General features: G+C 45.6%; 21 protein-coding genes and 7 tRNA genes. 26 read left to right on the forward strand and 2 right to left on the reverse strand.

Annotated elements, in window-relative coordinates; genetic code table 11:
- Positions 1 to 3 precede the first annotated feature (3 nt).
- From HGO26_RS01360 to HGO26_RS01380, 5 genes are all read left to right on the forward strand, one after another.
- Positions 4 to 78, forward strand: a tRNA-Gln gene (locus HGO26_RS01360).
- Between the two features lie 24 nt (positions 79 to 102).
- Positions 103 to 177 (forward strand) — tRNA-Gln (locus HGO26_RS01365).
- Positions 178 to 179: 2 nt separating this feature from the next.
- Positions 180 to 256, forward strand: a tRNA-Met gene (locus tag HGO26_RS01370).
- 75 nt (positions 257 to 331) lie between these two features.
- Positions 332 to 416 (forward strand) — tRNA-Leu (locus HGO26_RS01375).
- 39 nt (positions 417 to 455) lie between these two features.
- Positions 456 to 530: transfer RNA gene (locus HGO26_RS01380), tRNA-Gln, on the forward strand.
- Between the two features lie 205 nt (positions 531 to 735).
- On the opposite strand, the gene HGO26_RS01385 is transcribed toward HGO26_RS01380, so the two are convergent.
- The gene (locus tag HGO26_RS01385; protein WP_168823068.1) at positions 736 to 1,428 is read right to left on the reverse strand and encodes a hypothetical protein; all 693 of its coding nucleotides are present in this window, start codon (positions 1,426 to 1,428) and stop codon (positions 736 to 738) included.
- Between the two features lie 470 nt (positions 1,429 to 1,898).
- Between HGO26_RS01385 and HGO26_RS01390 the strand changes: the two genes are divergently transcribed.
- From HGO26_RS01390 to secF, 7 genes are all read left to right on the forward strand, one after another.
- A complete protein-coding gene (locus HGO26_RS01390) occupies positions 1,899 to 2,495 on the forward strand; it encodes a PepSY-associated TM helix domain-containing protein (RefSeq protein WP_212599331.1) in 597 nt (198 codons plus the stop codon).
- Between the two features lie 16 nt (positions 2,496 to 2,511).
- The gene (locus tag HGO26_RS01395) at positions 2,512 to 3,024 is read left to right on the forward strand and encodes a DUF2271 domain-containing protein (protein WP_168822804.1); all 513 of its coding nucleotides are present in this window, start codon (positions 2,512 to 2,514) and stop codon (positions 3,022 to 3,024) included.
- A 55-nt stretch (positions 3,025 to 3,079) separates the two neighbouring features.
- Positions 3,080 to 3,898, forward strand: a complete 819-nt coding sequence (locus tag HGO26_RS01400) for a DUF4198 domain-containing protein (RefSeq protein ID WP_028761462.1) — start codon at positions 3,080 to 3,082, stop codon at positions 3,896 to 3,898.
- Between the two features lie 299 nt (positions 3,899 to 4,197).
- Entirely contained in the window at positions 4,198 to 4,674 is a 477-nt protein-coding gene (gene greA, locus HGO26_RS01405; RefSeq protein WP_028761461.1) for a transcription elongation factor GreA, read from the forward strand.
- A gap of 374 nt (positions 4,675 to 5,048) precedes the next feature.
- Positions 5,049 to 5,663, forward strand: a complete 615-nt coding sequence (locus HGO26_RS01410) for a hypothetical protein (protein ID WP_168822806.1) — start codon at positions 5,049 to 5,051, stop codon at positions 5,661 to 5,663.
- A gap of 226 nt (positions 5,664 to 5,889) precedes the next feature.
- Positions 5,890 to 7,704 (forward strand): protein translocase subunit SecD, encoded by a 1,815-nt coding sequence (secD, locus tag HGO26_RS01415; RefSeq protein ID WP_168822808.1) that lies wholly within the window; start codon positions 5,890 to 5,892, stop codon positions 7,702 to 7,704.
- Between the two features lie 2 nt (positions 7,705 to 7,706).
- Positions 7,707 to 8,609, forward strand: coding sequence for a protein translocase subunit SecF (gene secF / locus HGO26_RS01420; protein WP_028761458.1), 903 nt, complete (start codon positions 7,707 to 7,709; stop codon positions 8,607 to 8,609).
- Between the two features lie 89 nt (positions 8,610 to 8,698).
- Here the strand turns inward: secF and yhbY are convergent, their stop codons facing one another.
- Positions 8,699 to 8,998: a ribosome assembly RNA-binding protein YhbY gene (gene yhbY, locus HGO26_RS01425; RefSeq protein WP_006082725.1), complete on the reverse strand. Its 300-nt coding sequence runs from the start codon at positions 8,996 to 8,998 to the stop codon at positions 8,699 to 8,701.
- Between the two features lie 90 nt (positions 8,999 to 9,088).
- Between yhbY and rlmE the strand changes: the two genes are divergently transcribed.
- The 14 genes from rlmE (at position 9,089) to rpsO (ending at position 22,477) form a co-directional block, all read left to right on the forward strand.
- Positions 9,089 to 9,718, forward strand: coding sequence for a 23S rRNA (uridine(2552)-2'-O)-methyltransferase RlmE (rlmE, locus tag HGO26_RS01430; RefSeq protein ID WP_006082724.1), 630 nt, complete (start codon positions 9,089 to 9,091; stop codon positions 9,716 to 9,718).
- 29 nt (positions 9,719 to 9,747) lie between these two features.
- Entirely contained in the window at positions 9,748 to 11,718 is a 1,971-nt protein-coding gene (gene ftsH, locus HGO26_RS01435; RefSeq protein WP_168822810.1) for an ATP-dependent zinc metalloprotease FtsH, read from the forward strand.
- A gap of 211 nt (positions 11,719 to 11,929) precedes the next feature.
- Positions 11,930 to 12,763: a dihydropteroate synthase gene (gene folP, locus HGO26_RS01440; RefSeq protein ID WP_028761455.1), complete on the forward strand. Its 834-nt coding sequence runs from the start codon at positions 11,930 to 11,932 to the stop codon at positions 12,761 to 12,763.
- A gap of 80 nt (positions 12,764 to 12,843) precedes the next feature.
- Entirely contained in the window at positions 12,844 to 14,181 is a 1,338-nt protein-coding gene (glmM, locus tag HGO26_RS01445; protein WP_028761454.1) for a phosphoglucosamine mutase, read from the forward strand.
- Between the two features lie 194 nt (positions 14,182 to 14,375).
- Complete coding sequence (gene tpiA, locus HGO26_RS01450) at positions 14,376 to 15,158, forward strand: triose-phosphate isomerase (RefSeq protein WP_006082720.1); 783 nt, start codon at positions 14,376 to 14,378, stop codon at positions 15,156 to 15,158.
- Position 15,159: 1 nt separating this feature from the next.
- The gene (gene secG, locus HGO26_RS01455; RefSeq protein WP_028761453.1) at positions 15,160 to 15,495 is read left to right on the forward strand and encodes a preprotein translocase subunit SecG; all 336 of its coding nucleotides are present in this window, start codon (positions 15,160 to 15,162) and stop codon (positions 15,493 to 15,495) included.
- Between the two features lie 11 nt (positions 15,496 to 15,506).
- Positions 15,507 to 15,593, forward strand: a tRNA-Leu gene (locus tag HGO26_RS01460).
- Positions 15,594 to 15,675: 82 nt separating this feature from the next.
- Positions 15,676 to 15,752 (forward strand) — tRNA-Met (locus HGO26_RS01465).
- Between the two features lie 173 nt (positions 15,753 to 15,925).
- Positions 15,926 to 16,381, forward strand: a complete 456-nt coding sequence (gene rimP / locus HGO26_RS01470) for a ribosome maturation factor RimP (RefSeq protein WP_006082718.1) — start codon at positions 15,926 to 15,928, stop codon at positions 16,379 to 16,381.
- Positions 16,382 to 16,410: 29 nt separating this feature from the next.
- On the forward strand, positions 16,411 to 17,910 hold the full coding sequence (gene nusA, locus HGO26_RS01475; protein ID WP_028761452.1) for a transcription termination factor NusA: 1,500 nt from the start codon (positions 16,411 to 16,413) through the stop codon (positions 17,908 to 17,910).
- Between the two features lie 25 nt (positions 17,911 to 17,935).
- The gene (gene infB / locus HGO26_RS01480) at positions 17,936 to 20,578 is read left to right on the forward strand and encodes a translation initiation factor IF-2 (protein WP_105251699.1); all 2,643 of its coding nucleotides are present in this window, start codon (positions 17,936 to 17,938) and stop codon (positions 20,576 to 20,578) included.
- A gap of 57 nt (positions 20,579 to 20,635) precedes the next feature.
- On the forward strand, positions 20,636 to 21,094 hold the full coding sequence (rbfA, locus tag HGO26_RS01485; RefSeq protein WP_105251700.1) for a 30S ribosome-binding factor RbfA: 459 nt from the start codon (positions 20,636 to 20,638) through the stop codon (positions 21,092 to 21,094).
- The gene (truB, locus tag HGO26_RS01490; protein ID WP_168822812.1) at positions 21,094 to 22,059 is read left to right on the forward strand and encodes a tRNA pseudouridine(55) synthase TruB; all 966 of its coding nucleotides are present in this window, start codon (positions 21,094 to 21,096) and stop codon (positions 22,057 to 22,059) included. Before rbfA ends, truB begins: the two co-directional genes overlap by 1 nt.
- Before the next feature lie 148 nt (positions 22,060 to 22,207).
- Positions 22,208 to 22,477, forward strand: coding sequence for a 30S ribosomal protein S15 (gene rpsO, locus HGO26_RS01495; protein WP_028761447.1), 270 nt, complete (start codon positions 22,208 to 22,210; stop codon positions 22,475 to 22,477).
- The last annotated feature ends 55 nt before the right edge of the window (positions 22,478 to 22,532 follow it).

The raw sequence follows: 22,532 nt of genomic DNA on the forward strand, positions 1-22,532 counted from the left end.
AGTTGGGGTATCGCCAAGTGGTAAGGCACCGGGTTTTGATCTCGGCATTCCAAGGTTCGAATCCTTGTACCCCAGCCATTTTTTCTCAGTTTCCAAGTTGATTGGGGTATCGCCAAGTGGTAAGGCACCGGGTTTTGATCTCGGCATTCCAAGGTTCGAATCCTTGTACCCCAGCCATTGGCAATGTAGCTCAGCTGGTTAGAGCACAGCACTCATAATGCTGGGGTCGCAGGTTCAAGTCCCGCCATTGCTACCATATTTAACTCTGTTAAGGTGATTTATCAGAGAAAAATCCAAAAATGTTGAATAGACAATTTTGGTACATTTTGATGCGGGAATGGTGAAATTGGTAGACACGCCAGATTTAGGTTCTGGTGCCGCGAGGTGTGAGAGTTCAAGTCTCTCTTCCCGTACCATCAAAATGCAATCTTCTATAGAAGATTAAACAAGTTTATTGGGGTATCGCCAAGTGGTAAGGCACCGGGTTTTGATCTCGGCATCCCAAGGTTCGAATCCTTGTACCCCAGCCAAAAAGTTAAAAAGCCTGTCTTCGGACAGGCTTTTTGCTTTTTAACTTTTAACTAATTTCAGCTTAGCGTTATTTTGCTTTCAATTTCCCTTCAATTAGCCCGTCCAGCCTTTCCCTTGTCTCTATAATTCCCGTTGGTTGTGGCAATTCAGCTATTTTCAAAGTTAATCCACAGTGCCATTTGAGCTGGCACTGTGGTGTCCGTTTTATTGCTTTTTGACTTCAGGAGCAACGGGTGGCGATTTTATTTCTGCTGCAGCTGCTTCAGTGATATTGATTGGCATTGCAGCATTCTTAATGACGGCATTCTCTGTGACCGCACTATCAATAACGGCACCTTGGGCCGCTTTAACATCACCTGTTGCAACGGCTTTGACTGCATCAGGTATTGCTAACTGTTGCTGTACTTGATTTGCGCCCGCTTCTAAGGCTTTTTGTTGTAACTTCTGTGGATCGGTATAGTCAGCTAATCCCTTCGGCCAACTTGGGACCCGTTTTTCTGCCTGATTACTGAATTGCTCAGAAATCACTAAGGGTGCACCGCCTTTCATCAGCATGACTGCCATTTGGTTGGTGTCTGAGTTCCAAACTAGACCCGCTTTTTCGGCCATTTCGGGGACAGGGGTGTAAGTCGACACTAAGTAGATGAGTGGACCTTCCTGTTGGATCTTGTCGGCCGTTTTGAGCAGGGACAGGGTGGTATCGTAATTTTTACCCAGCAATTCCTGCATACGGTTCTTGATGAGCGGTTGTTCGAATAATCCGACATCGTTCGGGTCTAAACCGACAAGGGGTTTAAGCAAGGCCCACATGAGCTGGCCTTGGGGTGACATTAATAAGAGTGGTGCAACGCAGGCATTGAGCATTAATGCGAGCCACACAATATGTAGGCAGCGCATTTTTTTGAGCAGAGATGTACTCAAGATGATATTTCCTTGGAAGTACCAGCAAGTCGCCGGCGGCGGATTGTAGCTGATTGGCATAAGGTAAACGAGAGGGTGGCAAAGTAAATTTTAAGCAAAAAAATTAACCCAAATGTTGGATTTTATCCTTATGAATTTGAAAGGTATTTACAGGTGATACAATAAATCATTTGCTGCTAATTTAATCGAAGGTAATGGTTTTTGAGTGCTAAAAACAGATTTACCCCTAAGTGCTTTATTTTTAGCACTTATTTTTCTTCTTACTTTTTAACTTCTTTTTCAGTATTGAATATGTAAAGTTTGTAAACTTTGTTCTGTTTGATAATCGATCTCATTTAATCTCGGCGCATTAAATTAGTTTAATGCAGCTCATTTCTATCTTTAGCTGCATAGGGAAAGCAGACTCTGGAGGTATTTCTCTTTGGTTTGTTTTTGAGAGTGCATCATTGAAATTAAGAGTCAGTAAGTCATCTTTGTCCTTTGCCCGCATTATTCATGTTTATGTGTCTATGGCTTTATTATTGCTGATGCTGTTTTTTGCGGTGACAGGTATAACGTTAAATCATCCTAATTGGTTTTCTCAAGCTGATCAGGAACCTAAGCGGGAACAAGTGCCAATCCCAGCCTATTTGTTACCCGTTAATGCCCAAGACTCACAATGGCGTCTGGCTGCGGGTCATTGGTTGAAAAGTGAATGGGCTATGGATATGGCGAGTGCCGATATCGATGAAGATGAAATTAGTTTAGTCAGCAAAGGACCTGGTACTTATCGGAGTCTGACATTGGACTTACTCGACGGGCAAGCCTATGTCGAAACCTTAGATTACGGTGTCGTTGCCGTAGTGAATGATTTGCATAAGGGCCGTAACACAGGCACAGCTTGGGCTTGGATACTCGATCTCAGCGCTGTGCTTATCATTTTATTTTCGCTCACTGGGGCTTATTTGTTGCTGCCTCAAACCAAGCGCCTCAAAAAGTCATTGTTATACATGGTACTCGTCAGCAGTAGTTGCGGGCTTGTGTATGTTTATTTTGTTCCATAAGGAGTGTAGGCCGAGTATGCGTCATCTTATTCGCACCATTGCGGTGAGTACTTTGTTTGTCAGTTCTGTGGCGTTTGCGACGCCTAAAATGACAGTCGATTTAACCTTGCCTGAAATTACCGAAGGGCAATATCACAGACCTTATGTGGCCGTATGGGTTGAGGATGCCAAGGGGCAAACGGTTAAAACCTTAAGCCTTTGGGTATGGGATGAAGGCCATAAATGGTTGAAAGATATCCGTCGTTGGTGGCGTAAAGCCGGACGCGAAGATATGAGCTTTGTTGACGGTATTGCATCTGCGACACGTCCCGCGGGTCATTACAAAATCGATTGGGATTTAAAAGATGAGGCGGGAAAAGTGCTTGAACCTGCCACTTACACTGTATTTATTGAAGTGGTGCGTGAACACGGTGGTCGCGATCTTGTACGACAAAATATCGATTTAGCTGCAGGAGATTTCTCTGTGCAGTTGCCCGCCACGACAGAAACTGGCGTTATCGACATACGCTTAAGCGGCATGGCTCGTTGAGTCAATCCATTAAATATTTAGCCCGTATATTAATCGTTAAACTTAAGGAAAAGGCATGAAATTACGTCTTATTACATTACTTGGCACACTTTGTATTAGCCCATTGGCAAGTAGCCACGACAGATGGATTTTACCTAGCCACTTCAACGTTTCGGCTGAAAGTGAAGAAATTGTGTGGATTACTTCAGATGTGTCTGCCAGCAATCAAGTGTTTATGATGGATAAACCTTTTAGTGCCAGTGATGTGCGTGTGTTACAGCCAAATGGAAAACCAACGTCTCCAAGCTCAAGTTACACGGGCGGACGTAAGTCGGTGTTTGATGTGCAACTGATGCAAGATGGCACTTATAAGTTTGAAAAAGAAGTTTCACCTCGTTATTTTTCTCAGTATAAAGTTAAAGGAAAAGAAGGGGTTGTACGCAGCCGTATGGATAAAAAAGCCACAACTGCTGCTATGCCAAAGGGAGCCTATGAACTTGAAAGTTCTTTAAATGTGTCGCGGGTTGAAACCTATGTCACACGTAATAAGCCAACTGAGGAAGTGTTAAAGCCTAAGGGGGAATATTTAGAACTAGTGCCTGTGACTCATCCTGCAGATATTGTTGAGAACGAAGCTGCTACCCTGCAATTTGTTTTCGATGGTAAGCCCGTTGAAGGCGTTAAAGTCGCCATTATGAAAGACGGTAGCTTATATCGTAACAAACCAGAGGAAATCGAATTTACCTCAGATAAAGACGGTAAAGTTTCAATGATCTTACCTTCAGCAGGACGTTATCTCTTACATGCGGCAATTGAGCGCCCTAATTCAGATAAATCCCTTGCTGATAAAACAGTTAGCGAAATCTTTTTGACCTTTGAGGCTGGGCTTGAATAAATGAGTTAACCTCTAATTTGAGGTTTTTGCTTTGAGTCTTTATGCCCACGGTCTAAATGGCGAGTGGGCATTTTTGTATTCATTTCGTACTAAAACGTGTGCGAAATTTCCTTAGGTATACAGATTTGAATTTGATTACTGGTAACTCTGCTTAAGGTTGGGTAAGCTGCGTCAATGCATTGTTCTTGGTGCATCAAAAGCGCATAACGATTAGAATAGCGCAATTCCACCCTCATTTGACTGTGTTGACCTTAGCGTTGGCACGGGTTGCTTTTGTTTTAAAGGAGACGAAAGAAGTTATGACTAAGGTTCCTATGACAGTTGTCGGTGCAGAGCAGCTGCGTAAAGAGTTAGATATTCTCAAGTTTGACCGTCGCCCTAAAATCACTGAAGCAATTGCTTCAGCGAGAGAGTTAGGCGACTTGAAAGAAAACGCGGAATACCATGCGGCTCGTGAGGAACAAGGTATTTGTGAAGCACGTATCCGTGATATTGAGGGTAAGTTATCTAACGCGCAAATTATCGACGTCACTAAGATGGTGAATAACGGTCGTATCATTTTTGGCGCTACTGTGACTATTTTAAATCTTGATACCGATGTCGAAGTGACTTATCGCATAGTCGGCGATGACGAAGCGAATATTAAAGAAAACCTGATTTCAGTGAATTCACCAATAGCCCGCGGCTTAGTCGGCAAAAATGAAGGTGATGAAGTGTCTATTACTACGCCAGGTGGTATGACAGATTACGAAATCATCTCAGTACAGTATTTATAATACTTTGCTTATAGTGTTGTGAGCGTGACTCATGCGATATCGCTAAAACCGTCCTAGGGCGGTTTTTTGTTATCCGCGAATTAAGTTTGTTTATGGCTTGAATTTAGGGCTTTAGCCAAGGATATCGACCGCGCTTCAGCGTTGAATTCGGGGTAAGATGGACAAAGTTTAATTTGTCTCTTTGTAGGTTTTTACCTAAGCTGCCATCCTAGCAAAATCAACATTGGCGAAATGTGTATGTTGTTTTTTTGCGCGAGTTTCACTTTATGGACCCACAGTTAAGCATCAAAAGCGAACAGTGAATAGGTTCATCTTTAGTTTGATAATGTTTTATAAGAGGGCACGCTTTGGTCAAACATTGGCGTACAGGATTGATGTTAGTTTGCGTGGCGATCATGTTGATTGCGCACTCGGCTAGCTATGCGCCAAAACCCTCAGTACAGCGCAGTGATGCAACTCGCCATTATGTTCAGATGCATATGGGTCAGAAACACACTGCTCTGAAACAAACGGCTCAGATGCATACTGTGAGTCTTGATAGCTCGACTCCCCATACAAAACTAAGCGCTGAGCCTCAAAGCTTGCCCAATGCCGATGTTATCGCCCAATCTAATGCACAGTCTGATGCGCAAACCGTTGAAAGCTGCGGCTCACCGAATAGTCATGATACCGATCTAGTCAGTGCAGACTCAGAATCACAGCCAGCACCTTGTCCGAGCTCTGACTATCTAAGTCATTCTGATGACTTAGATTTTGCCCCGATAAATTCGCCGCGATTTATCAGTCTTGCCCAGCACGATGTGCGTGAGGTCAAGCCAGTATATGTACTCGCTGTAGACTTTACTGCCGAACCGACATCCAATGTCGTTGAACCCACTGATCTTGATATCACATCAGATTGGACGCTTTCTGCTGTTTCTTCCCCCGCCCGAATTTCGGGTTGGAAAGTCTCAAATCTTCAATATCGATTTAGCCAACAAGCCGCTTAGCTCGCCTATTTAGGCATGACGTTGATAGGAGCCTACTCTTATCGATTTTTCATGCTGTTGCCTTTTTGTACTCACCGAAACTTTTTATAGCTGCTTAAGTAAGCAGTGATGATTTGAGCCTTACGAGCTTAGCCGCTGGTACTCAATCATGTGTTTCGGACTGATATCAATATGTTCGCTTAGCGATTTGATTCAAATGCTGAGCGTTAAATAGCGAGTTAATCCCATGGAAAGAAAACCCAATCAACGGCTGCTAAATCACTATTCAGCTTGGAAATACTTAGTGCTTATCGTCACTATTATCGTGATGCTATTCAGTGCCTTGCCGACATTTTACGGTGAGGATGCGGCGGTGCAGGTGGGCGCGAAGGCGGGTTTAACGCTCACACCTATTGCCCTTCGAGATAAGCTGCAAGCTGAAGGCGTGACGGTCAAACGTATCGACCAAAAAAATGGTGAAACCTTAATTGTCCTCGATGCGGATAACCAACAAACCTTAGTCAAAACTTTAGTCTCTTCTATGGTTGCAGAGCCAAAAGAATTGACTTTATCCCTTGCCAGTGCGGCGCCAAGTTGGTTACAAAACTTAGGCTTTCAGCCGATTAAACTCGGGCTCGACTTGCGCGGTGGCGTACAGTTCTTACTCGATGTTGATATTGATCCTGTTTATCAAACTCAGGCCGAGACGCTTGTTGATTCGCTACGTCAATTCATCCGTGAACAGAAAATTCGTGGTGCTAGCGTGCATTTGGACCAAAGTCATCAGTTAAACATGACGTTGCCCGATAATGATGCTCGTGCTGCCGTGCGTCAAATGATGAAAGAGTCCTATCCTCATTGGCAGCTATCCAATGCAGATGGCGCGGGTTTACTGATTAAGTTGAGCCAAGAAGAGCAAACGAAACTGCGTAATTTGACTGTGCAGCAAAACTTACAAGTGATGCGCAGCCGTATTGAAGAACTCGGTATCACTGAAGCTTTAGTGCAGCGTCAAGGGGAGCATCGAATTCGGATTGAATTGCCTGGAGTACAAGATCCTGCCGCCGCTAAAAACGTTATCGGTGCTACGGCGAGTCTGGCCTTTTTCGAGGTTAAAGAATCTGGCTCCGTTAATGCTATGGTACTCAATGACAAGTCTGGTAAGCCTATTTATGTGAGCCGCACACCAGTACTGGGTGGCGATCATATTGTCGATGCGAGGGCGAGTTTAGGCGAGATGGGCATGGCGGAGGTGAACATTAACCTTGACCGTGTGGGCGGGCAGAAAATGTCTGAGTTTTCCCGTACCAATATCGGCAAACCTATGGCGACGTCTTACAGCGAATACAGCCGTGATGAGCAAGGTAAGGCAAAGCAAACACAAGAGATTATCAGTGTTGCGACTATTCAATCCCAACTTGGAGATCGTTTTCGTATTACGGGTGCAGGCTCCTATCAAGAAGCACAACAATTAGCCCTGTTACTGCGAGCGGGCTCTATGACGGCGCCAGTGACTATTGTTGAAGAGCGCACTATTGGCCCGACGCTGGGTGCTGAAAACATTGAAAACGGTTTTGCGGCCCTTGGTTTAGGGATGGGGATTACCTTGCTGTTTATGGCGCTTTGGTATCGCCGTCTCGGCTGGGTGGCGAATATAGCGCTGATCTCCAATATGGTGATCCTGTTTGGTTTACTGGCGCTTATCCCTGGCGCTGTGTTGACCTTACCTGGGATTGCGGGTTTGGTGTTAACAGTCGGTATGGCGGTTGATACCAACGTACTGATTTTCGAGCGAATAAAAGACAAGTTAAAGGAAGGTCGCAGTTTTGCGCTGGCAATTGATACGGGGTTTGATAGCGCGTTTTCTACTATTTTTGACGCCAACTTCACCACTATGATCACTGCAGTGGTGCTTTACTCCATAGGTAATGGTCCAATTCAAGGTTTTGCCTTGACCTTAGGTCTAGGTCTGTTGACCAGCATGTTTACCGGTATCTTTGCTTCAAGGGCCTTGATCAACTTAGTTTATGGACGTGATGCTAGCCGTCATGTAAAGGTATAACCATGAAAAATATCAATCTAACTAAATGGCGTTATGTTTCGAGTGCTATCTCAATTTTGTTGATGCTAGTGTCGTTAACCATCATCGGCGTGAAAGGTTTTAACTGGGGCTTAGATTTTACTGGCGGTGTCGTCACCGAAGTGCAGATCGATAGAAAAATTACCAGCAGTGAATTGCAACCTTTACTCAACGCCGCTTATCAGCAAGAGGTGAGTGTCGTCTCCGCCAGTGAGCCGGGACGTTGGGTGTTGCGCTATTCCGATATAAAGAGTGCCGATACAGAGCAAGGTAATATCGATATTCAGCAGGTATTAGCGCCGCTTAACTCTGAAGTGCAAGTGCTTAACAGCAGTGTTGTCGGGCCGCAGATTGGTCAAGAATTGGCAGAGCAGGGCGGTTTAGCGCTGTTAGTCGCTATGCTGGCGATATTAGGTTATTTAAGTTATCGCTTCGAATGGCGACTCGCATCGGGTGCCCTATTCGCGTTAGTGCATGACGTAGTGTTCGTGCTGGCATTTTTCGCCTTGACTCAGATGGAGTTTAATTTAACGATACTTGCGGCTGTACTGGCGATTTTAGGTTATTCCTTAAATGATTCGATCATTATCGCTGACCGCATTCGTGAATTATTGATTGCTAAGCCAAAGCTTGCGATTCAAGACATTAACAACCAAGCAATTGTGGCGACGTTTTCTCGCACTATGGTGACATCAGGGACAACCTTAATGACGGTCGGTGCGCTGTGGATCATGGGCGGTGGACCGCTGGAAGGATTTTCGATAGCAATGTTTATCGGTATATTAACCGGCACATTCTCTTCGATTTCAGTTGGTACCTCATTGCCTGAGCTATTAGGCTTAACGCCTGAGCATTATAAGGAACAAGTGATTTCTGAAACACCTTAGGGCTATGCCAATCGCTTAAATTAACAGCGAAAACAAAAAGGCCACTCGATTGAATGGCCTTTTTGTTAACACGATAAAATCAAGAAAAATTACTTTGCCTTTGGCAAAGCAATTTTCATTTCTGGTGATTGACGATAAATCACCAGAATATGACCAATAAGTTGCACTTTTGCGGATTGAGTTTCACGTACTATGGCATCAACGATGGCATTTTTTAGCTCTCTGTCGGCAGAGGCTACTTTCACTTTAATCAGTTCATGATAAGCGAGTGCGCTTTCAATTTCAGCGAGTACACCTTCAGTCAATCCATTGGCACCAAGCAGCACCACTGGCTTTAGCGGATGCGCTAGACCTTTTAAATGCTGTTTTTGTTTGGTTGTTAAGTTCATTTCTACCAACTTTTGCTGAGTTACTGTTGAAAAACGGCTATTCTACCCTTATATAGCCTTTGTGTAACTCTCAATTGTTGCGGATTTTAAATGTCAGGTATAAAACGTACGGCCAGTTCTAATCGCTGGATGCTAGAACACTTTGATGATCACTATGTCAAACTCGCCCAAAAAATGGGCTTGCGATCTCGCGCTGCGTTTAAGCTTGAGGAGATCCAGCAAAAGGATCAACTAATTCGCCCAGGCATGACTGTGGTTGATCTCGGTGCCGCTCCAGGAGGTTGGTCTCAAGTGGCAGTTAAATTAGCGGGAGATAGAGGTAAAGTCATCGCCTGTGACATTTTGCCTATGGATCCAATCGTCGGCGTCGATTTTTTGCAAGGGGATTTTCGTGAAGATAAAGTCCTTCAAGCATTACTTACTCGCGTCGGTGATGCTAAAGTTGACGTTGTGTTGTCTGATATGGCACCCAACATGAGTGGTTCAGATAGTGTTGATCAGCCCCGTGCCATGTATTTAGTGGAATTGGCGTTAGATATGTGCCATCAAGTATTGGCTCCTAATGGCTGTTTTGCGGTAAAAGTCTTTCAGGGGGAGGGCTTTGACGAATACATGAAAGCGGTAAAAGCAGTGTTTAAAGTCGTTAAAACACGTAAACCAGACTCTTCACGGGCTCGTTCCCGCGAAGTCTATCTTGTGGCGACTGGGTACAAGTTGTAGTAACCTAGCGTTAATAATCGCAAGACTTAATGAGGTCTAGTAATTTGAGTGACATGGCAAAAAATCTAATACTCTGGGTTGTCATCGCCGTTGTGCTGATGTCAGTGTTTCAGGGTTACTCCCCCTCTTCTTCGTCATCGCAGAAGATGGATTATTCTACCTTCTTAGATAATGTCCGTGATGGACAGGTCGCAACTGTTGAAGTTAAGAGCGACCAACGTACTATTGAAGGTGCTAAACGAACTGGTGAAAAATTCACTACTATCATGCCGTTATATGACCAAGATTTAATTAATGATCTTGATCGTAAAGGCATCACTATGAAGGGCCAAGAAGCCGAAGAGTCAGGGTTCCTTACCCAAATCTTCATCTCTTGGTTCCCGATGTTATTGCTTATCGGGGTATGGATTTTCTTCATGCGCCAGATGCAAGGCGGCGGTGGCAAAGGCGCTATGTCCTTTGGTAAGAGCAAAGCCAAGCTGATGAGCGAAGATCAGATTAAAACTACTTTTGCCGATGTTGCTGGTTGTGACGAAGCAAAAGAAGAAGTGAAAGAGCTGGTTGATTACCTGCGTGACCCAACTAAATTCCAAAAATTGGGCGGCCGAATTCCAACGGGCGTACTGATGGTGGGTCCTCCAGGTACAGGTAAAACCTTGCTGGCGAAAGCCATTGCGGGTGAATCTAAAGTCCCTTTCTTCACTATTTCAGGTTCTGATTTCGTGGAAATGTTTGTTGGTGTCGGTGCATCCCGTGTGCGTGACATGTTTGAACAAGCGAAAAAGTCGGCACCTTGTATTATCTTCATCGATGAAATCGATGCTGTCGGTCGTCAACGTGGCGCGGGTTTAGGTGGTGGTCATGATGAACGTGAGCAAACACTGAACCAAATGCTGGTTGAGATGGATGGCTTCGAAGGTAATGAAGGCGTTATTGTTATCGCGGCAACTAACCGTCCAGACGTACTCGATTCTGCGTTATTACGTCCGGGTCGTTTTGACCGTCAAGTGGTCGTTGGTTTACCAGACGTTCGTGGTCGTGAGCAGATTTTGAAAGTGCATATGCGTAAAGTGCCGCTTTCTGAAGATGTGAAGGCGAGTGTGATTGCCCGTGGTACGCCAGGTTTCTCGGGTGCTGATTTAGCTAACTTAGTGAACGAAGCTGCCTTGTTTGCGGCTCGCGGAAATCGCCGAGTTGTAGGCATGGAAGAATTTGAGCGTGCAAAAGATAAAATCATGATGGGTGCTGAGCGCCGTTCTATGGTGATGTCTGAAGCCGAAAAAGAAATGACTGCTTACCATGAAGCGGGCCATGCGATTGTGGGTTGTTTAGTGCCAGAGCACGATCCTGTGCACAAGGTGACTATCATTCCTCGCGGCCGTGCGCTGGGTGTCACTTTCTTCTTACCTGAAGCTGACTCAGTGAGCCAGAGCCGTCGTAAGCTAGAAAGCCAAATTTCGGTCGCCTACGGTGGTCGTTTAGCAGAAGAGCTTATCTACGGTACTGAGAAAGTGTCGACTGGCGCATCACAGGACATCAAATACGCGACATCTATTGCGCGTAACATGGTGACTCAGTGGGGCTTCTCGGACAAGTTAGGTCCATTGCTGTATGCAGAAGAAGATGGTGAAGTCTTCTTAGGTCGCAGCATGGGTAAAGCCAAAGCGATGTCCGATGAAACTGCAACCATTATAGATGCTGAAGTAAAAGTCTTTATCGACAAAAACTACGCTAGAGCGAGACAGATATTGACGGATAACCTCGATATTCTGCACTCAATGAAAGAAGCTTTAATGAAGTATGAAACCATTGATTCACTTCAAATTGACGATTTAATGAAACGTCGTGAAGTGCGTCAGCCTGCTGATTGGCAAGTGGATGACAATGGTTCTAACGATAAAGGCAATGGTCATGGTGAACCAGCAGCGAAAGCTGAAGACAGTGTGACTGCACCTGCTGAGCCAGAACTGAAAGATCCTGATGAATCTCCAGCTAAGTAATGTGTTGTGAAACCAAAGAAAACCCCGTAAAGGGGTTTTCTTGTTTTACCTTGTTAGCAATTTGACTGCGCTGTCATTGATACTCTCTGCCACCATTGATATTTATCTTCTGACATTGGTCTTTTCGGATAGAAAATGAAGGCTTGAAATTAATGACGCAAGTTATGCCAGTGAGTAAAATCGTAAGTGTTCGTATTACAGGAGTAAATGCGTGTTTGAACTGATTGCTGGCACTAAACGCCTCGCGTTATCTTCGCCCATTGTGATGGGTATACTTAATGTCACTCCCGATTCTTTTTCTGACGGTGGCCAATATTCTTCCTATGAGCTTGCCTGTCAGCATGCCGATGACATGGTGGCTCAAGGCGCGGGAATGATAGACATTGGTGGTGAGTCGACAAGACCTGGCGCCGCCGAGGTGAGCTTAGCCGATGAACTTGCGCGGGTGATCCCGTTAGTGAAATATGTTGCGGCGCACCATGATGTGTGGATTTCGGTTGATACCAGTAAGCCTGAAGTCATGCGTCAAGCTGTTGCTGCGGGCGCACATTTGATTAACGATGTGCGCGCCCTGATGGAACCAGGTGCGCTTGAAGCTGCTGCAGAGTTGCAAGTCCCCATATGCTTAATGCATATGCAAGGTGAACCCAAAAGCATGCAATTTGCACCGACTTACCATAATGTTATTGAAGAAGTTTCTGCCTTTTTAACTGAGCGGATTGAAGCTTGCTTGCGAGCAGGGATCCCCCGTGAATTATTAATACTCGATCCGGGATTTGGTTTTGGTAAAAGCTTAGAGCATAACTATGAATTACTGGCGAAGCTCGACTGTTTTGCCCAGTTTGATTTACCGATATTGATAGGATTGTCTCGTAAGAGCATGATAGGAAACCTCTTAGCAAAACCGACCTCAGAACGTCTTGCTGGGAGCCTTGCTGGCGCTATGATAGCGGCCCAAAAGGGCGCTCATATCATTCGTGTGCATGATGTTACTGAAACTGTGGATATGCTCAAGGTGTTACAAGCGACACAAGCGTATTTTTAAGCATCGTTATGCTCTCGTTAAGCATTTAATTAATATTATGATCCCAAATCATTGGGACACATTTGAGTTTGTGGAGCGATATGAAAGAACGTAAATTTTTTGGAACTGACGGTATTCGGGGAAAAGTCGGTTCAGGTCAAATGACGCCTGAGCTCGCGCTTAAGTTAGGTTGGGCGGCGGGGCGCGTGTTATCCCGCAGTGGTACCAAAAAGGTGATTATAGGTAAAGATACCCGTATTTCGGGCTATATGTTTGAGTCAGCATTAGAAGCTGGCCTTTCTGCTGCAGGCCTTAATGTGATGTTAATGGGACCTATGCCAACGCCAGCAGTAGCCTATTTGACGCGCACGTTTCGCGCCGAAGCTGGGGTGGTGATCAGCGCGTCACACAATCCGTATTACGATAATGGTATTAAGTTTTTTTCCACCGACGGCAGTAAGTTAGACGATAACCTAGAGCTAGAAATTGAAGCCGAGCTTGAAAAGCCCCTCGTTTGTGTTGAATCGCATCTATTGGGGAAGGTATCGCGTATTGAAGATGCCCGTGGCCGTTATATTGAGTATTGCAAAGGTAATTTTCCTGCAGAACACACGTTAACTGGGCTAAAAATTGTGGTTGATTGTGCCCATGGCGCAACTTATCACATAGCGCCAGCTGTGTTTCGTGAGTTAGGCGCCGAGGTGATTGCCATTGGTGATAAACCCAACGGGATGAACATCAATGATAAAGTGGGCGCGACGTCCATGGGCAAAATTTGTGAAACCGTTCTAGCCGAAAGTGCCGATTTAGGCATCGCACTCGACGGTGACGGTGACCGTATTATGATGGTCAACAGCAAAGGCGAAGTGATCGACGGCGATCAAATTTTATATATTCTGGCCTGTGATGCGAAATCCCGTGGCGTATTACGTGGTGGTGTAGTTGGTACGTTAATGTCAAACCTTGGGCTTGATCTCGCCTTGCAAGCATTAGACATCCCCTTTGCGCGTTCGAAAGTGGGCGACCGTTATGTGATGGAACTACTTAAAGAACTCGATTGGCGCATTGGCGGTGAAAATTCAGGGCATATCCTCAATCTTGATCACGGCACAACTGGTGATGGCATCGTTGCGGGGATTTTAGTGTTAGCGGCTATGCGTCGTCAGAATGCCACGCTAGAAGAACTGACTTCTGCGATGGAAATGTTGCCGCAGGTGTTAGTCAATGTGCGCTTTGAAGGCGAGCACGACCCTCTTAAGTCAGATAAAGTTAAAGCGGCGCAGGCACAGGTTGAATCTCAACTGGGCGTGCGTGGCCGAGTATTATTACGTAAGTCAGGTACTGAACCTTTGATCCGTGTCATGGTTGAAGGTGACGATCATAGTGCAGTATTGGCGCACGCAAATTTGATTGCGGATGCGGTAAAATCGGCAAGCTAATATTTGCTAATTTTGTAATGAGTGCGGCTGATACCAATTTAAAATTAAGGTGTTAGCTGCACAAATGAACAGAAAACAGCTTTGGCGTGTAAAAAATAAGCATTCCAACCTGATATCTGAAAAAATTCGAATTTAGCTATTGTAACTTAATAAGTGGTTCGCTATTATTCACGCCGCTTTCAGAGGAGACAGTGATGGCACTCAGACGTCCTATGGTAGCTGGCAATTGGAAGATGAACGGCAGTGCGGCATTAGCCCAAGAGTTGTTCAAAAAATTTGCCTCTAAGCTCCAAAATGATTCAGCTGAAGTGGTTTTATGCCCGCCTTCTATCTATCTAGAGAGCGTTAGGCAACTGCTAGAAGCAAACAAGGAAGCGTTAGACGGTTCACTTGTTAGGATGGGCGCTCAAAACCTAAGTCAACATGACTTTGGCGCTTATACCGGAGAAGTTTCAGGTCAGATGCTCAAAGATTCAGGATGTCGATATGTAATTATCGGGCATTCAGAACGTCGCCGTATGTACGGAGAGACGAGTAATATCGTAGCGGAGAAATTCGCCGCTGCACAAAAGCATGGCTTAACCCCAATTTTATGTGTGGGTGAGTCAGGTCCAGCACGAGAAGCAAGACGCACCTTCGAGGTGATTGCTGAAGAGTTGGATATAGTGATCCAGAAAAATGGCACTATGGCTTTTGATAACGCTATTATCGCCTACGAGCCGCTTTGGGCTGTAGGAACAGGTAAAAGTGCTACACCAGAGCAGGCACAAGAAGTTCATGCGTTTATTCGCAAACGCCTCTCTGAAGTGTCTCCGTTTATCGGAGAAAATATCAGGATTCTCTACGGTGGTAGTGTGACACCGAGTAATGCTGCAGATTTATTTGCCCAACCTGATGTTGATGGTGGACTGATTGGCGGTGCTAGCTTAAACTCTAGCGAGTTTTTAAGTCTGTGTACCATAGCGATGAGCGCATAATATGTATGAAGTTCTAGTAGTTATTTACTTGTTGGTTGCATTAGGTCTAATAGGCTTAGTATTAATTCAGCAAGGTAAGGGAGCTGACATGGGGGCCTCTTTTGGCGCCGGTGCATCAGGTACTCTTTTTGGTTCAAGCGGTTCAGGTAATTTCCTGACACGCAGTACGGCGATTCTTGCCATTGCGTTTTTCACTTTAAGTCTGCTTATTGGTAACTTAAGTGCAAACCACGCAAAAAATGAAGATTCATGGAAAGATTTAGGTTCAGACACTGAACAGGTTACCCAACCAGTTGAGCAAGGAACCCAAAAGTCAGAAACGAAAATTCCTGACTAGTAAAAGGTGTCGCCGAGGTGGCGAAATTGGTAGACGCGCAGCCTTGAGGTGGCTGTGACCTAACGGTCGTGCGGGTTCAAGTCCCGCTCTCGGCACCAAATATAACTAAGATAGGCGAGATAAGTTCTCTCTTAGTTATTGCAAGAAATGACGATAGTCAATATACTTGCACACAGTTGACGCGGGGTGGAGCAGCATGGTAGCTCGTCGGGCTCATAACCCGAAGGTCGTCGGTTCAAATCCGGCCCCCGCAACCAGCTCCTAGTAACGAATGGTGTTTGAATTCGTTATGGTTTACAGGTTCTTGAAATTAATGACCTCGTGATTACGGGGTTTTTTGTTATCTGGGACTTTTAAATTTGTCGCATGCTTCGTATGTGGCGTTGTACTAGGGCTATTAAGCCCTTTTTTGTTTTTTCGGGGGTCAATCTTGGCAACGTTAGAATTCAGACTGGCAGAAATGCTCAAAGTACCTGTGGAAGCATTAGGCTTTCAGCTGTGGGGCATTGAATATGTTCAAGCGGGTAAGCATTCCACACTGCGAGTGTTCATTGATGGTGAGAATGGTATCAATATTGAAGATTGTGCCAATGCAAGTCGCCAAGTCAGTGCTGTACTCGATGTTGAAGATCCTATTTCTACAGAATATACCCTAGAGGTTTCTTCGCCAGGCGTAGATAGACCCTTATTTACTGCTGAGCAGTACGCGGGCTATGTAGGCGAGGATGTAAAGCTTCAATTGACTATGCCGGTTGACGGCAGTCGTAATTTAAAAGGCGCCATCACTGCGGTCGACGGGCAAATGCTCTCGCTGAAAGTGAATGGTAAAGAGTTAGTTGTCGCATTGGATAATATCCGCAAAGGCAACTTAATCGCTAAGTTTTGATGGTTTCAAGGTGAACGAGGCAAGACGAGATGAATAAAGAGATTCTGCTAGTCGCTGAGGCGGTTTCAAATGAAAAGGCCGTTCCACGCGAGAAAATTTTTGAAGCGCTAGAGATTGCTCTGGCCACAGCAACCAAGAAAAAGTACGAAGGTGATATTGACGTTCGTGTTGCTATCGACCGTAAAACCGGTGGTTATGATACTTTCCGTCGTTGGATGGTAGTTGATGATCACGGTGAAGCGTTAGAAAACCCTTATCGTGAAATCACGTTAGAAGCGGCACGTTACGAAAATCCGGACATCCAGCCTGGCGAGTTTATCGAAGACGATATCGAGTCAGTGGTGTTTGACCGTATTACCACTCAAACCGCTAAGCAAGTGATCGTACAGAAAGTACGTGAAGCTGAACGTGCGCAAGTGGTTGAGCAGTTCCAAGATCAGGAAGGTGAGTTAATCACTGGTGTGGTCAAAAAAGCGACTCGCGAGAGCGTAGTGGTTGACTTAGGTAATAACGCTGACGGCGTATTGTTCCGTGAAGACTTAATTTCACGCGAATCTTTCCGCCCTGGTGACCGTGTGCGTGCATTATTGTACTCAGTACGTCCAGAAGCTCGTGGTGCACAGTTATTTTTAAGCCGTACTAAACCTGAAATGCTGATCGAGCTTTTCCGTGTTGAAGTGCCTGAAATCGCTGATGAACTGATTGAAATCATGGGCGCTGCTCGTGATCCAGGCGCTCGCGCTAAGATCGCCGTTAAGTCGAATGATCGCCGTATCGATCCTATCGGTGCGTGTGTGGGTATGCGCGGTGCGCGTGTACAAGCCGTTTCGAATGAACTGGGTGGCGAACGTGTTGATATCGTGTTGTGGGATGATAATCCAGCACAATACGTGATCAATGCCATGGCGCCAGCCGATGTTGCCTCTATCATAGTCGACGAAGATAACCATTCTATGGATATCGCTGTTGAAGCCGATAGTTTGGCACAAGCCATTGGACGTAATGGCCAGAACGTACGTTTAGCAACACAACTGACTGGTTGGGTTCTGAACGTTATGACAGTGGAAGATATGAATAAGAAACATCAGGCAGAAAGTGCCAAGGTGGTTGATTTATTTGTTAACTCACTGGATGTCGATGAAGATTTTGCACAAGTACTGGCAGATGAGGGCTTTACGTCGCTCGAAGAAGTTGCCTATGTGCCTGTGTCTGAACTATTGGCGATTGACGGTTTTGACGAAGATCTCGTCGAAGCTTTACGTGAACGTGCAAAAGCGGCGATCTCAACTCGAGCTCTCGCTACTGAAGAAGCACTGGATGGTGTGGAGCCAAGTGAAGAGTTGCTAGCACTTGAAGGTGTTGAAAGACACTTAGCCTATGTTTTCGCTAGCAAAGGTATTGTGACTCTAGAAGACTTGGCTGAACAAGGCATTGATGATTTGATCGAAATTGAAGAATTGACAGAAGAAAAAGCAGGTGAGCTCATCATGGCAGCCCGCAATATCTGTTGGTTTGGCGAAGAAGCATAAGTCGATCAACAGGGGGATTTAACTGATGGCAGATACTACCGTAGAGAAATTGGCCACGGAAGTGGGTAAAAGTGTTGAACGTCTGATTGAGCAATTCTCTCAGGCTGGAATTAAGAAAGGCCAAGCTGATAAAGTGACTGAAGCTGAAAAGCAGCAGTTACTGGATTATCTGAAAAAGCAGCACGGTGGCGAAAATGCGCCAACGAAAATGACGCTGCAGCGTAAAACCGTATCGACCCTAAGTGTGGCCGGTAATGGTGGTCAATCTAAAGATGTTAAAGTTGAAGTTCGTAAAACACGAACTTTCGTTAAGCGTGATGCTAATGAGGCTACTCTGAAGGCTGAAGAAGAAGCGAAAGCCGAAGCAGAAGCTTTGGCAAAAGCAAAGGCCGAAGCAGAAGCTGCTGCGGCAGCAAAAGTGAAAGCTGAAGCAGATGCTAAGGCAAAAGTGGAAGCAGAAGCCAAGGCGAAAGCTAAAGCAGCAGCCGAAGTGAAAGTGGTTAAAGATATGTCACCAGAAGCAGAAGCGGCTCGTCTAGAAGCTGAACGTTTGAAAGCGGCGCAAGAAGCGGCAACCAAACGTAAGCAAGACGAAGAAGCGGCTAAAGCGGCAGAAACTGCTCGCTTACTCGCTGAAGAACATTCTAAGCGCTGGGCCGAAGAAGAGCGCCAACGTTTAGAAGCCGAGAAAAACGGTGATCATCACATCACGACATCTAAAGTAGCTCGTGCTGCTGAAGATACTTCTGATCTGGATGAAGAAAAACGCGGACGTCGTGCTCGTAACAAGAGCAACGCGAAAAAACGTGGCGGCAAAGATGCCCGTGACGGCCGTGAAAAGCACATGCGTAACCGCAGTACTGCACCTGAGTCTATGGCGCATGGCTTCAATAAGCCTGTGGCAGCAGTGAGCCGTGATGTGCGTATCGGTGAAACTGTTACTGTTTCTGAACTTGCGCATTTAATGGCAGTGAAAGCGACTGAAATCATCAAACAGATGATGAAAATGGGTTCTATGGTCACGATCAACCAAGTGTTGGATCAAGAGACTGCCCAGCTAGTTGCTGAAGAAATGGGTCACAAAGTTGTGCTTATCCGTGAAAACGAACTTGAGCACCAAGTGCTACAAGACCGTGATGATGAAGATGGCATCAAGCTAGAATCTCGTGCACCGGTTGTGACTATCATGGGTCACGTTGACCACGGTAAGACTTCGTTACTCGACTACATTCGCCGCGCTAAAGTGGCTGCTGGCGAAGCCGGTGGTATTACTCAGCATATCGGTGCATACCATGTTGAAACTGAAAATGGCATGATCACTTTCCTTGATACTCCTGGTCACGCCGCGTTTACCGCAATGCGTGCCCGCGGTGCCAAGGCAACGGATATTGTTGTGCTAGTTGTTGCTGCCGATGACGGTGTAATGCCGCAAACAATCGAAGCTATTCAACATGCTAAAGCTGGTAACGTGCCATTAATCGTGGCTGTGAACAAGATGGATAAACCGGAAGCGGATATCGATCGCGTTAAGAGCGAATTGTCACAACACGGTGTTATGTCTGAAGATTGGGGTGGAGACAACATGTTTGCCTTCGTTTCAGCTAAGACAGGTGAAGGCGTTGACGAACTGTTAGAAGGTATCTTACTGCAAGCTGAAGTTCTCGAACTGAAAGCGGTACGTGATGGTATGGCTGCAGGTGTGGTCATTGAATCACAATTGGACAAAGGTCGCGGCCCTGTGGCTACGATTCTGGTTCAAGAAGGTACGCTGCGCCAAGGTGATATCGTTCTGTGTGGTCTTGAGTACGGTAAAATTCGTGCAATGAAAGACGAAAACGGTCGTTCAATCACTGAAGCGGGTCCATCTATTCCTGTTGAAATTCTAGGCCTGTCAGGCGTTCCGTCTGCAGGTGATGAAGCAACAGTCGTACGTGACGAACGTAAAGCTCGCGAAGTTGCCCTGTATCGTCAAGGTAAGTTCCGTGATGTGAAACTGGCACGTCAGCAAAAATCTAAGCTAGAAAACATGTTTGCGAACATGACAGACGGCGAAGTGAAAGAACTGAACATCGTTCTTAAAGCAGACGTGCAAGGTTCACTCGAAGCGATTACTGATTCGTTAACAGGTTTGTCTACCGACGAAGTGAAAGTGAACATCATCGCTCGCGGTGTGGGTGCACTGACTGAAACGGATGCAACCTTAGCGGCTGCCTCTAACGCTATCATGGTTGGCTTTAACGTACGTGCCGATGCACAAGCCCGTAAGACTATCGAAAGTGAAAGTGTTGATTTACGTTACTACAGCGTTATCTATAATTTGATTGATGAAGTGCGTGCAGCGATGACAGGTATGCTGTCTCCTGTGTTCAAACAACAAATTATCGGTCTGGCTGAAGTTCGTGATGTGTTCAAGTCACCTAAGCTGGGTGCAATTGCTGGCTGTATGGTGACCGAAGGTACCATCAAGCGTAGCGCGCCAATTCGCGTACTACGTGATAACGTTGTTATCTACGAAGGTGAACTCGAATCGCTACGTCGCTTTAAAGACGACGTTGCTGAAGTTCGCAATGGTATGGAATGTGGTATTGGCGTTAAGAACTACAACGATGTTCGCGTAGGCGACCAAATCGAAGTATTCGAAACCGTCGAGATTGCTCGTACTCTGTAACGATAATAAGGGCGGCTTTAGCCGCCCTTATCAATTTAAGCTATGGTAAGAAATATTATGGCAAAAGAATTCAGTCGTACTCGTCGAATCGCTCAGCAGCTTCAGCAAGAACTTGCTCAAGTGCTACAGCGCGACATGAAAGATCCTCGTATTGGCTTTGTGACTGTGAATGACGTCGACGTCTCTCGCGATCTCAGCTATGCCAAAGTGTTTGTGACTTTTTTCGAAGAAGACAAAGCTGTCGTTCAAGAAAAGCTAAACGCTTTGATCAGCGCAGCTCCTTATATCCGCACTTTAGTGGCGGGTCGTATGAAGCTGCGTGTCATGCCTGAACTGCGTTTTATCTACGATAGCTCGCTAGTTGAAGGTATGCGCATGTCTAACTTAGTTAGCCAAGTGATCAACCAAGACAAAGCGAAGCAACAGCAATTTGGCAGCGAAGACGCATCGGTTGAAGATGAAGTCTTAGGTGATGATATTGCTGATGACGCAGATGAAACGGAAGGTAAAGATTAATGGCTCGTCGTCCAAAAGGTCGTTTTATCGATGGGATAGTGCTGCTGGATAAATCCACTGGCATGAGTTCTAACTTTGCATTGCAAAGGGTAAAGCGCTTTTTTAATGCGAATAAAGCTGGGCATACGGGCGCACTCGATCCGTTAGCGACAGGTATGTTACCTGTATGCTTAGGCGAAGGGACTAAGTTTTCTCAGCATCTATTGGATGCCGATAAACGCTATTTAGTCACTGCAAAGCTTGGCGAACGGACAGATACCAGTGATTCCGATGGTGAAGTGGTGCAAACCCGCGCCATTGATTTTACCGAGGCGCAGTTATTAACCGCGCTTGATTTCTTCCGTGGTGAAACTCAGCAAGTGCCTTCTATGTATTCCGCGCTGAAATATCAGGGTCAGCCCCTGTATAAATATGCCCGTGAAGGCATAGAAGTGCCGCGTGAATCTCGCCCTATTACGGTATTTGAGCTAAATTTCATCGGTCTTGAAGGCGATGAGCTGACCTTAGACATTCATTGTTCTAAGGGCACTTATATTCGCACTATCATAGACGATCTCGGTGAGATGCTCGGTTGTGGCGCCCATGTGATTATGCTGCGCCGCACCCAAGTTGCGCAGTATCCCTATGCCAGAATGGTCACTTTAGAACAACTTGAAGCACTAGTTGCTCAAGCACATGAACAACAGATAGATCCGAGCGTATTACTCGACCCTCTGTTATTGCCTATGGACACGGCCGTGGCCGATTTTCCAGAGGTGAATGTGCCGGATGCGATAGCTCCTTACTTAATGCAAGGTCAAGCGGTTCGGGTACCGGTTAATGCAGAATTGAAAACCGATGAGTTGGTACGTATCACTTTAGGTGAAATTCGCCGATTTGTGGGGATTGGCACAATGAACGAAGATGGCTTATTAGCGCCGAAACGACTCATTGTTATCCATGACGAACCTGCAGAAACGCATTAGCCCGCTATCCATCGACAAATGATTAAATTAGTTGATGCATTAGTCCCCGCCTTTTATTGCGCTAGGGTGGGTTTATGGGTAAAATAGCGCGCCCTCTGGCTGAGTTAGTGATCGGCTAGAGATTCATATTATTTATTTGGAGATATACATGTCACTAAGTCCTGAAGCAAAAGCAAAAATTTTGGCTGATTTTGGCCGTTGTGAAAACGACACTGGTTCAACTGAAGTTCAAGTTGCTTTGTTAACTGCGCAAATCAACCATTTGCAAGATCACTTCAAAGAGCACATTCATGATCACCACTCACGTCGTGGTCTGTTACGTATGGTTAGCTCACGTCGTAAGTTAACTGCTTACCTGAAACGTACTGATTTAGCACGTTACACTGCTCTGATCCAAAAGTTAGGTCTACGTCGTTAATTTCGCGTCGACTAACGTGAAAAAGGAGGCTTAGCCTCCTTTTTTATTGTCTAAA

Origin of the sequence: Shewanella oncorhynchi (assembly GCF_012584455.1) — a bacterium.
In the GTDB taxonomy this organism is placed as follows: Bacteria; Pseudomonadota; Gammaproteobacteria; order Enterobacterales; family Shewanellaceae; genus Shewanella; species Shewanella oncorhynchi.

Bases quoted from the DNA above. Each gene is read 5' to 3' on its own strand.
- infB (WP_105251699.1), top strand. From the start codon at position 17,936: ATGGCAGATACTACCGTAGAGAAATTGGCCACGGAAGTGGGTAAAAGT.
- ftsH (WP_168822810.1), top strand. From the start codon at position 9,748: ATGAGGTCTAGTAATTTGAGTGACATGGCAAAAAATCTAATACTCTGG.
- greA (WP_028761461.1), top strand. From the start codon at position 4,198: ATGACTAAGGTTCCTATGACAGTTGTCGGTGCAGAGCAGCTGCGTAAA.
- secG (WP_028761453.1), top strand. From the start codon at position 15,160: ATGTATGAAGTTCTAGTAGTTATTTACTTGTTGGTTGCATTAGGTCTA.
- HGO26_RS01395 (WP_168822804.1), top strand. From the start codon at position 2,512: ATGCGTCATCTTATTCGCACCATTGCGGTGAGTACTTTGTTTGTCAGT.
- secD (WP_168822808.1), top strand. From the start codon at position 5,890: ATGGAAAGAAAACCCAATCAACGGCTGCTAAATCACTATTCAGCTTGG.
- yhbY (WP_006082725.1), bottom strand. From the start codon at position 8,998: ATGAACTTAACAACCAAACAAAAACAGCATTTAAAAGGTCTAGCGCAT.
- truB (WP_168822812.1), top strand. From the start codon at position 21,094: ATGGCTCGTCGTCCAAAAGGTCGTTTTATCGATGGGATAGTGCTGCTG.
- secF (WP_028761458.1), top strand. From the start codon at position 7,707: ATGAAAAATATCAATCTAACTAAATGGCGTTATGTTTCGAGTGCTATC.
- HGO26_RS01385 (WP_168823068.1), bottom strand. From the start codon at position 1,428: ATGCGCTGCCTACATATTGTGTGGCTCGCATTAATGCTCAATGCCTGC.
- nusA (WP_028761452.1), top strand. From the start codon at position 16,411: ATGAATAAAGAGATTCTGCTAGTCGCTGAGGCGGTTTCAAATGAAAAG.
- HGO26_RS01410 (WP_168822806.1), top strand. From the start codon at position 5,049: ATGTTAGTTTGCGTGGCGATCATGTTGATTGCGCACTCGGCTAGCTAT.
- HGO26_RS01400 (WP_028761462.1), top strand. From the start codon at position 3,080: ATGAAATTACGTCTTATTACATTACTTGGCACACTTTGTATTAGCCCA.
- rlmE (WP_006082724.1), top strand. From the start codon at position 9,089: ATGTCAGGTATAAAACGTACGGCCAGTTCTAATCGCTGGATGCTAGAA.
- glmM (WP_028761454.1), top strand. From the start codon at position 12,844: ATGAAAGAACGTAAATTTTTTGGAACTGACGGTATTCGGGGAAAAGTC.
- rpsO (WP_028761447.1), top strand. From the start codon at position 22,208: ATGTCACTAAGTCCTGAAGCAAAAGCAAAAATTTTGGCTGATTTTGGC.
- tpiA (WP_006082720.1), top strand. From the start codon at position 14,376: ATGGCACTCAGACGTCCTATGGTAGCTGGCAATTGGAAGATGAACGGC.
- rbfA (WP_105251700.1), top strand. From the start codon at position 20,636: ATGGCAAAAGAATTCAGTCGTACTCGTCGAATCGCTCAGCAGCTTCAG.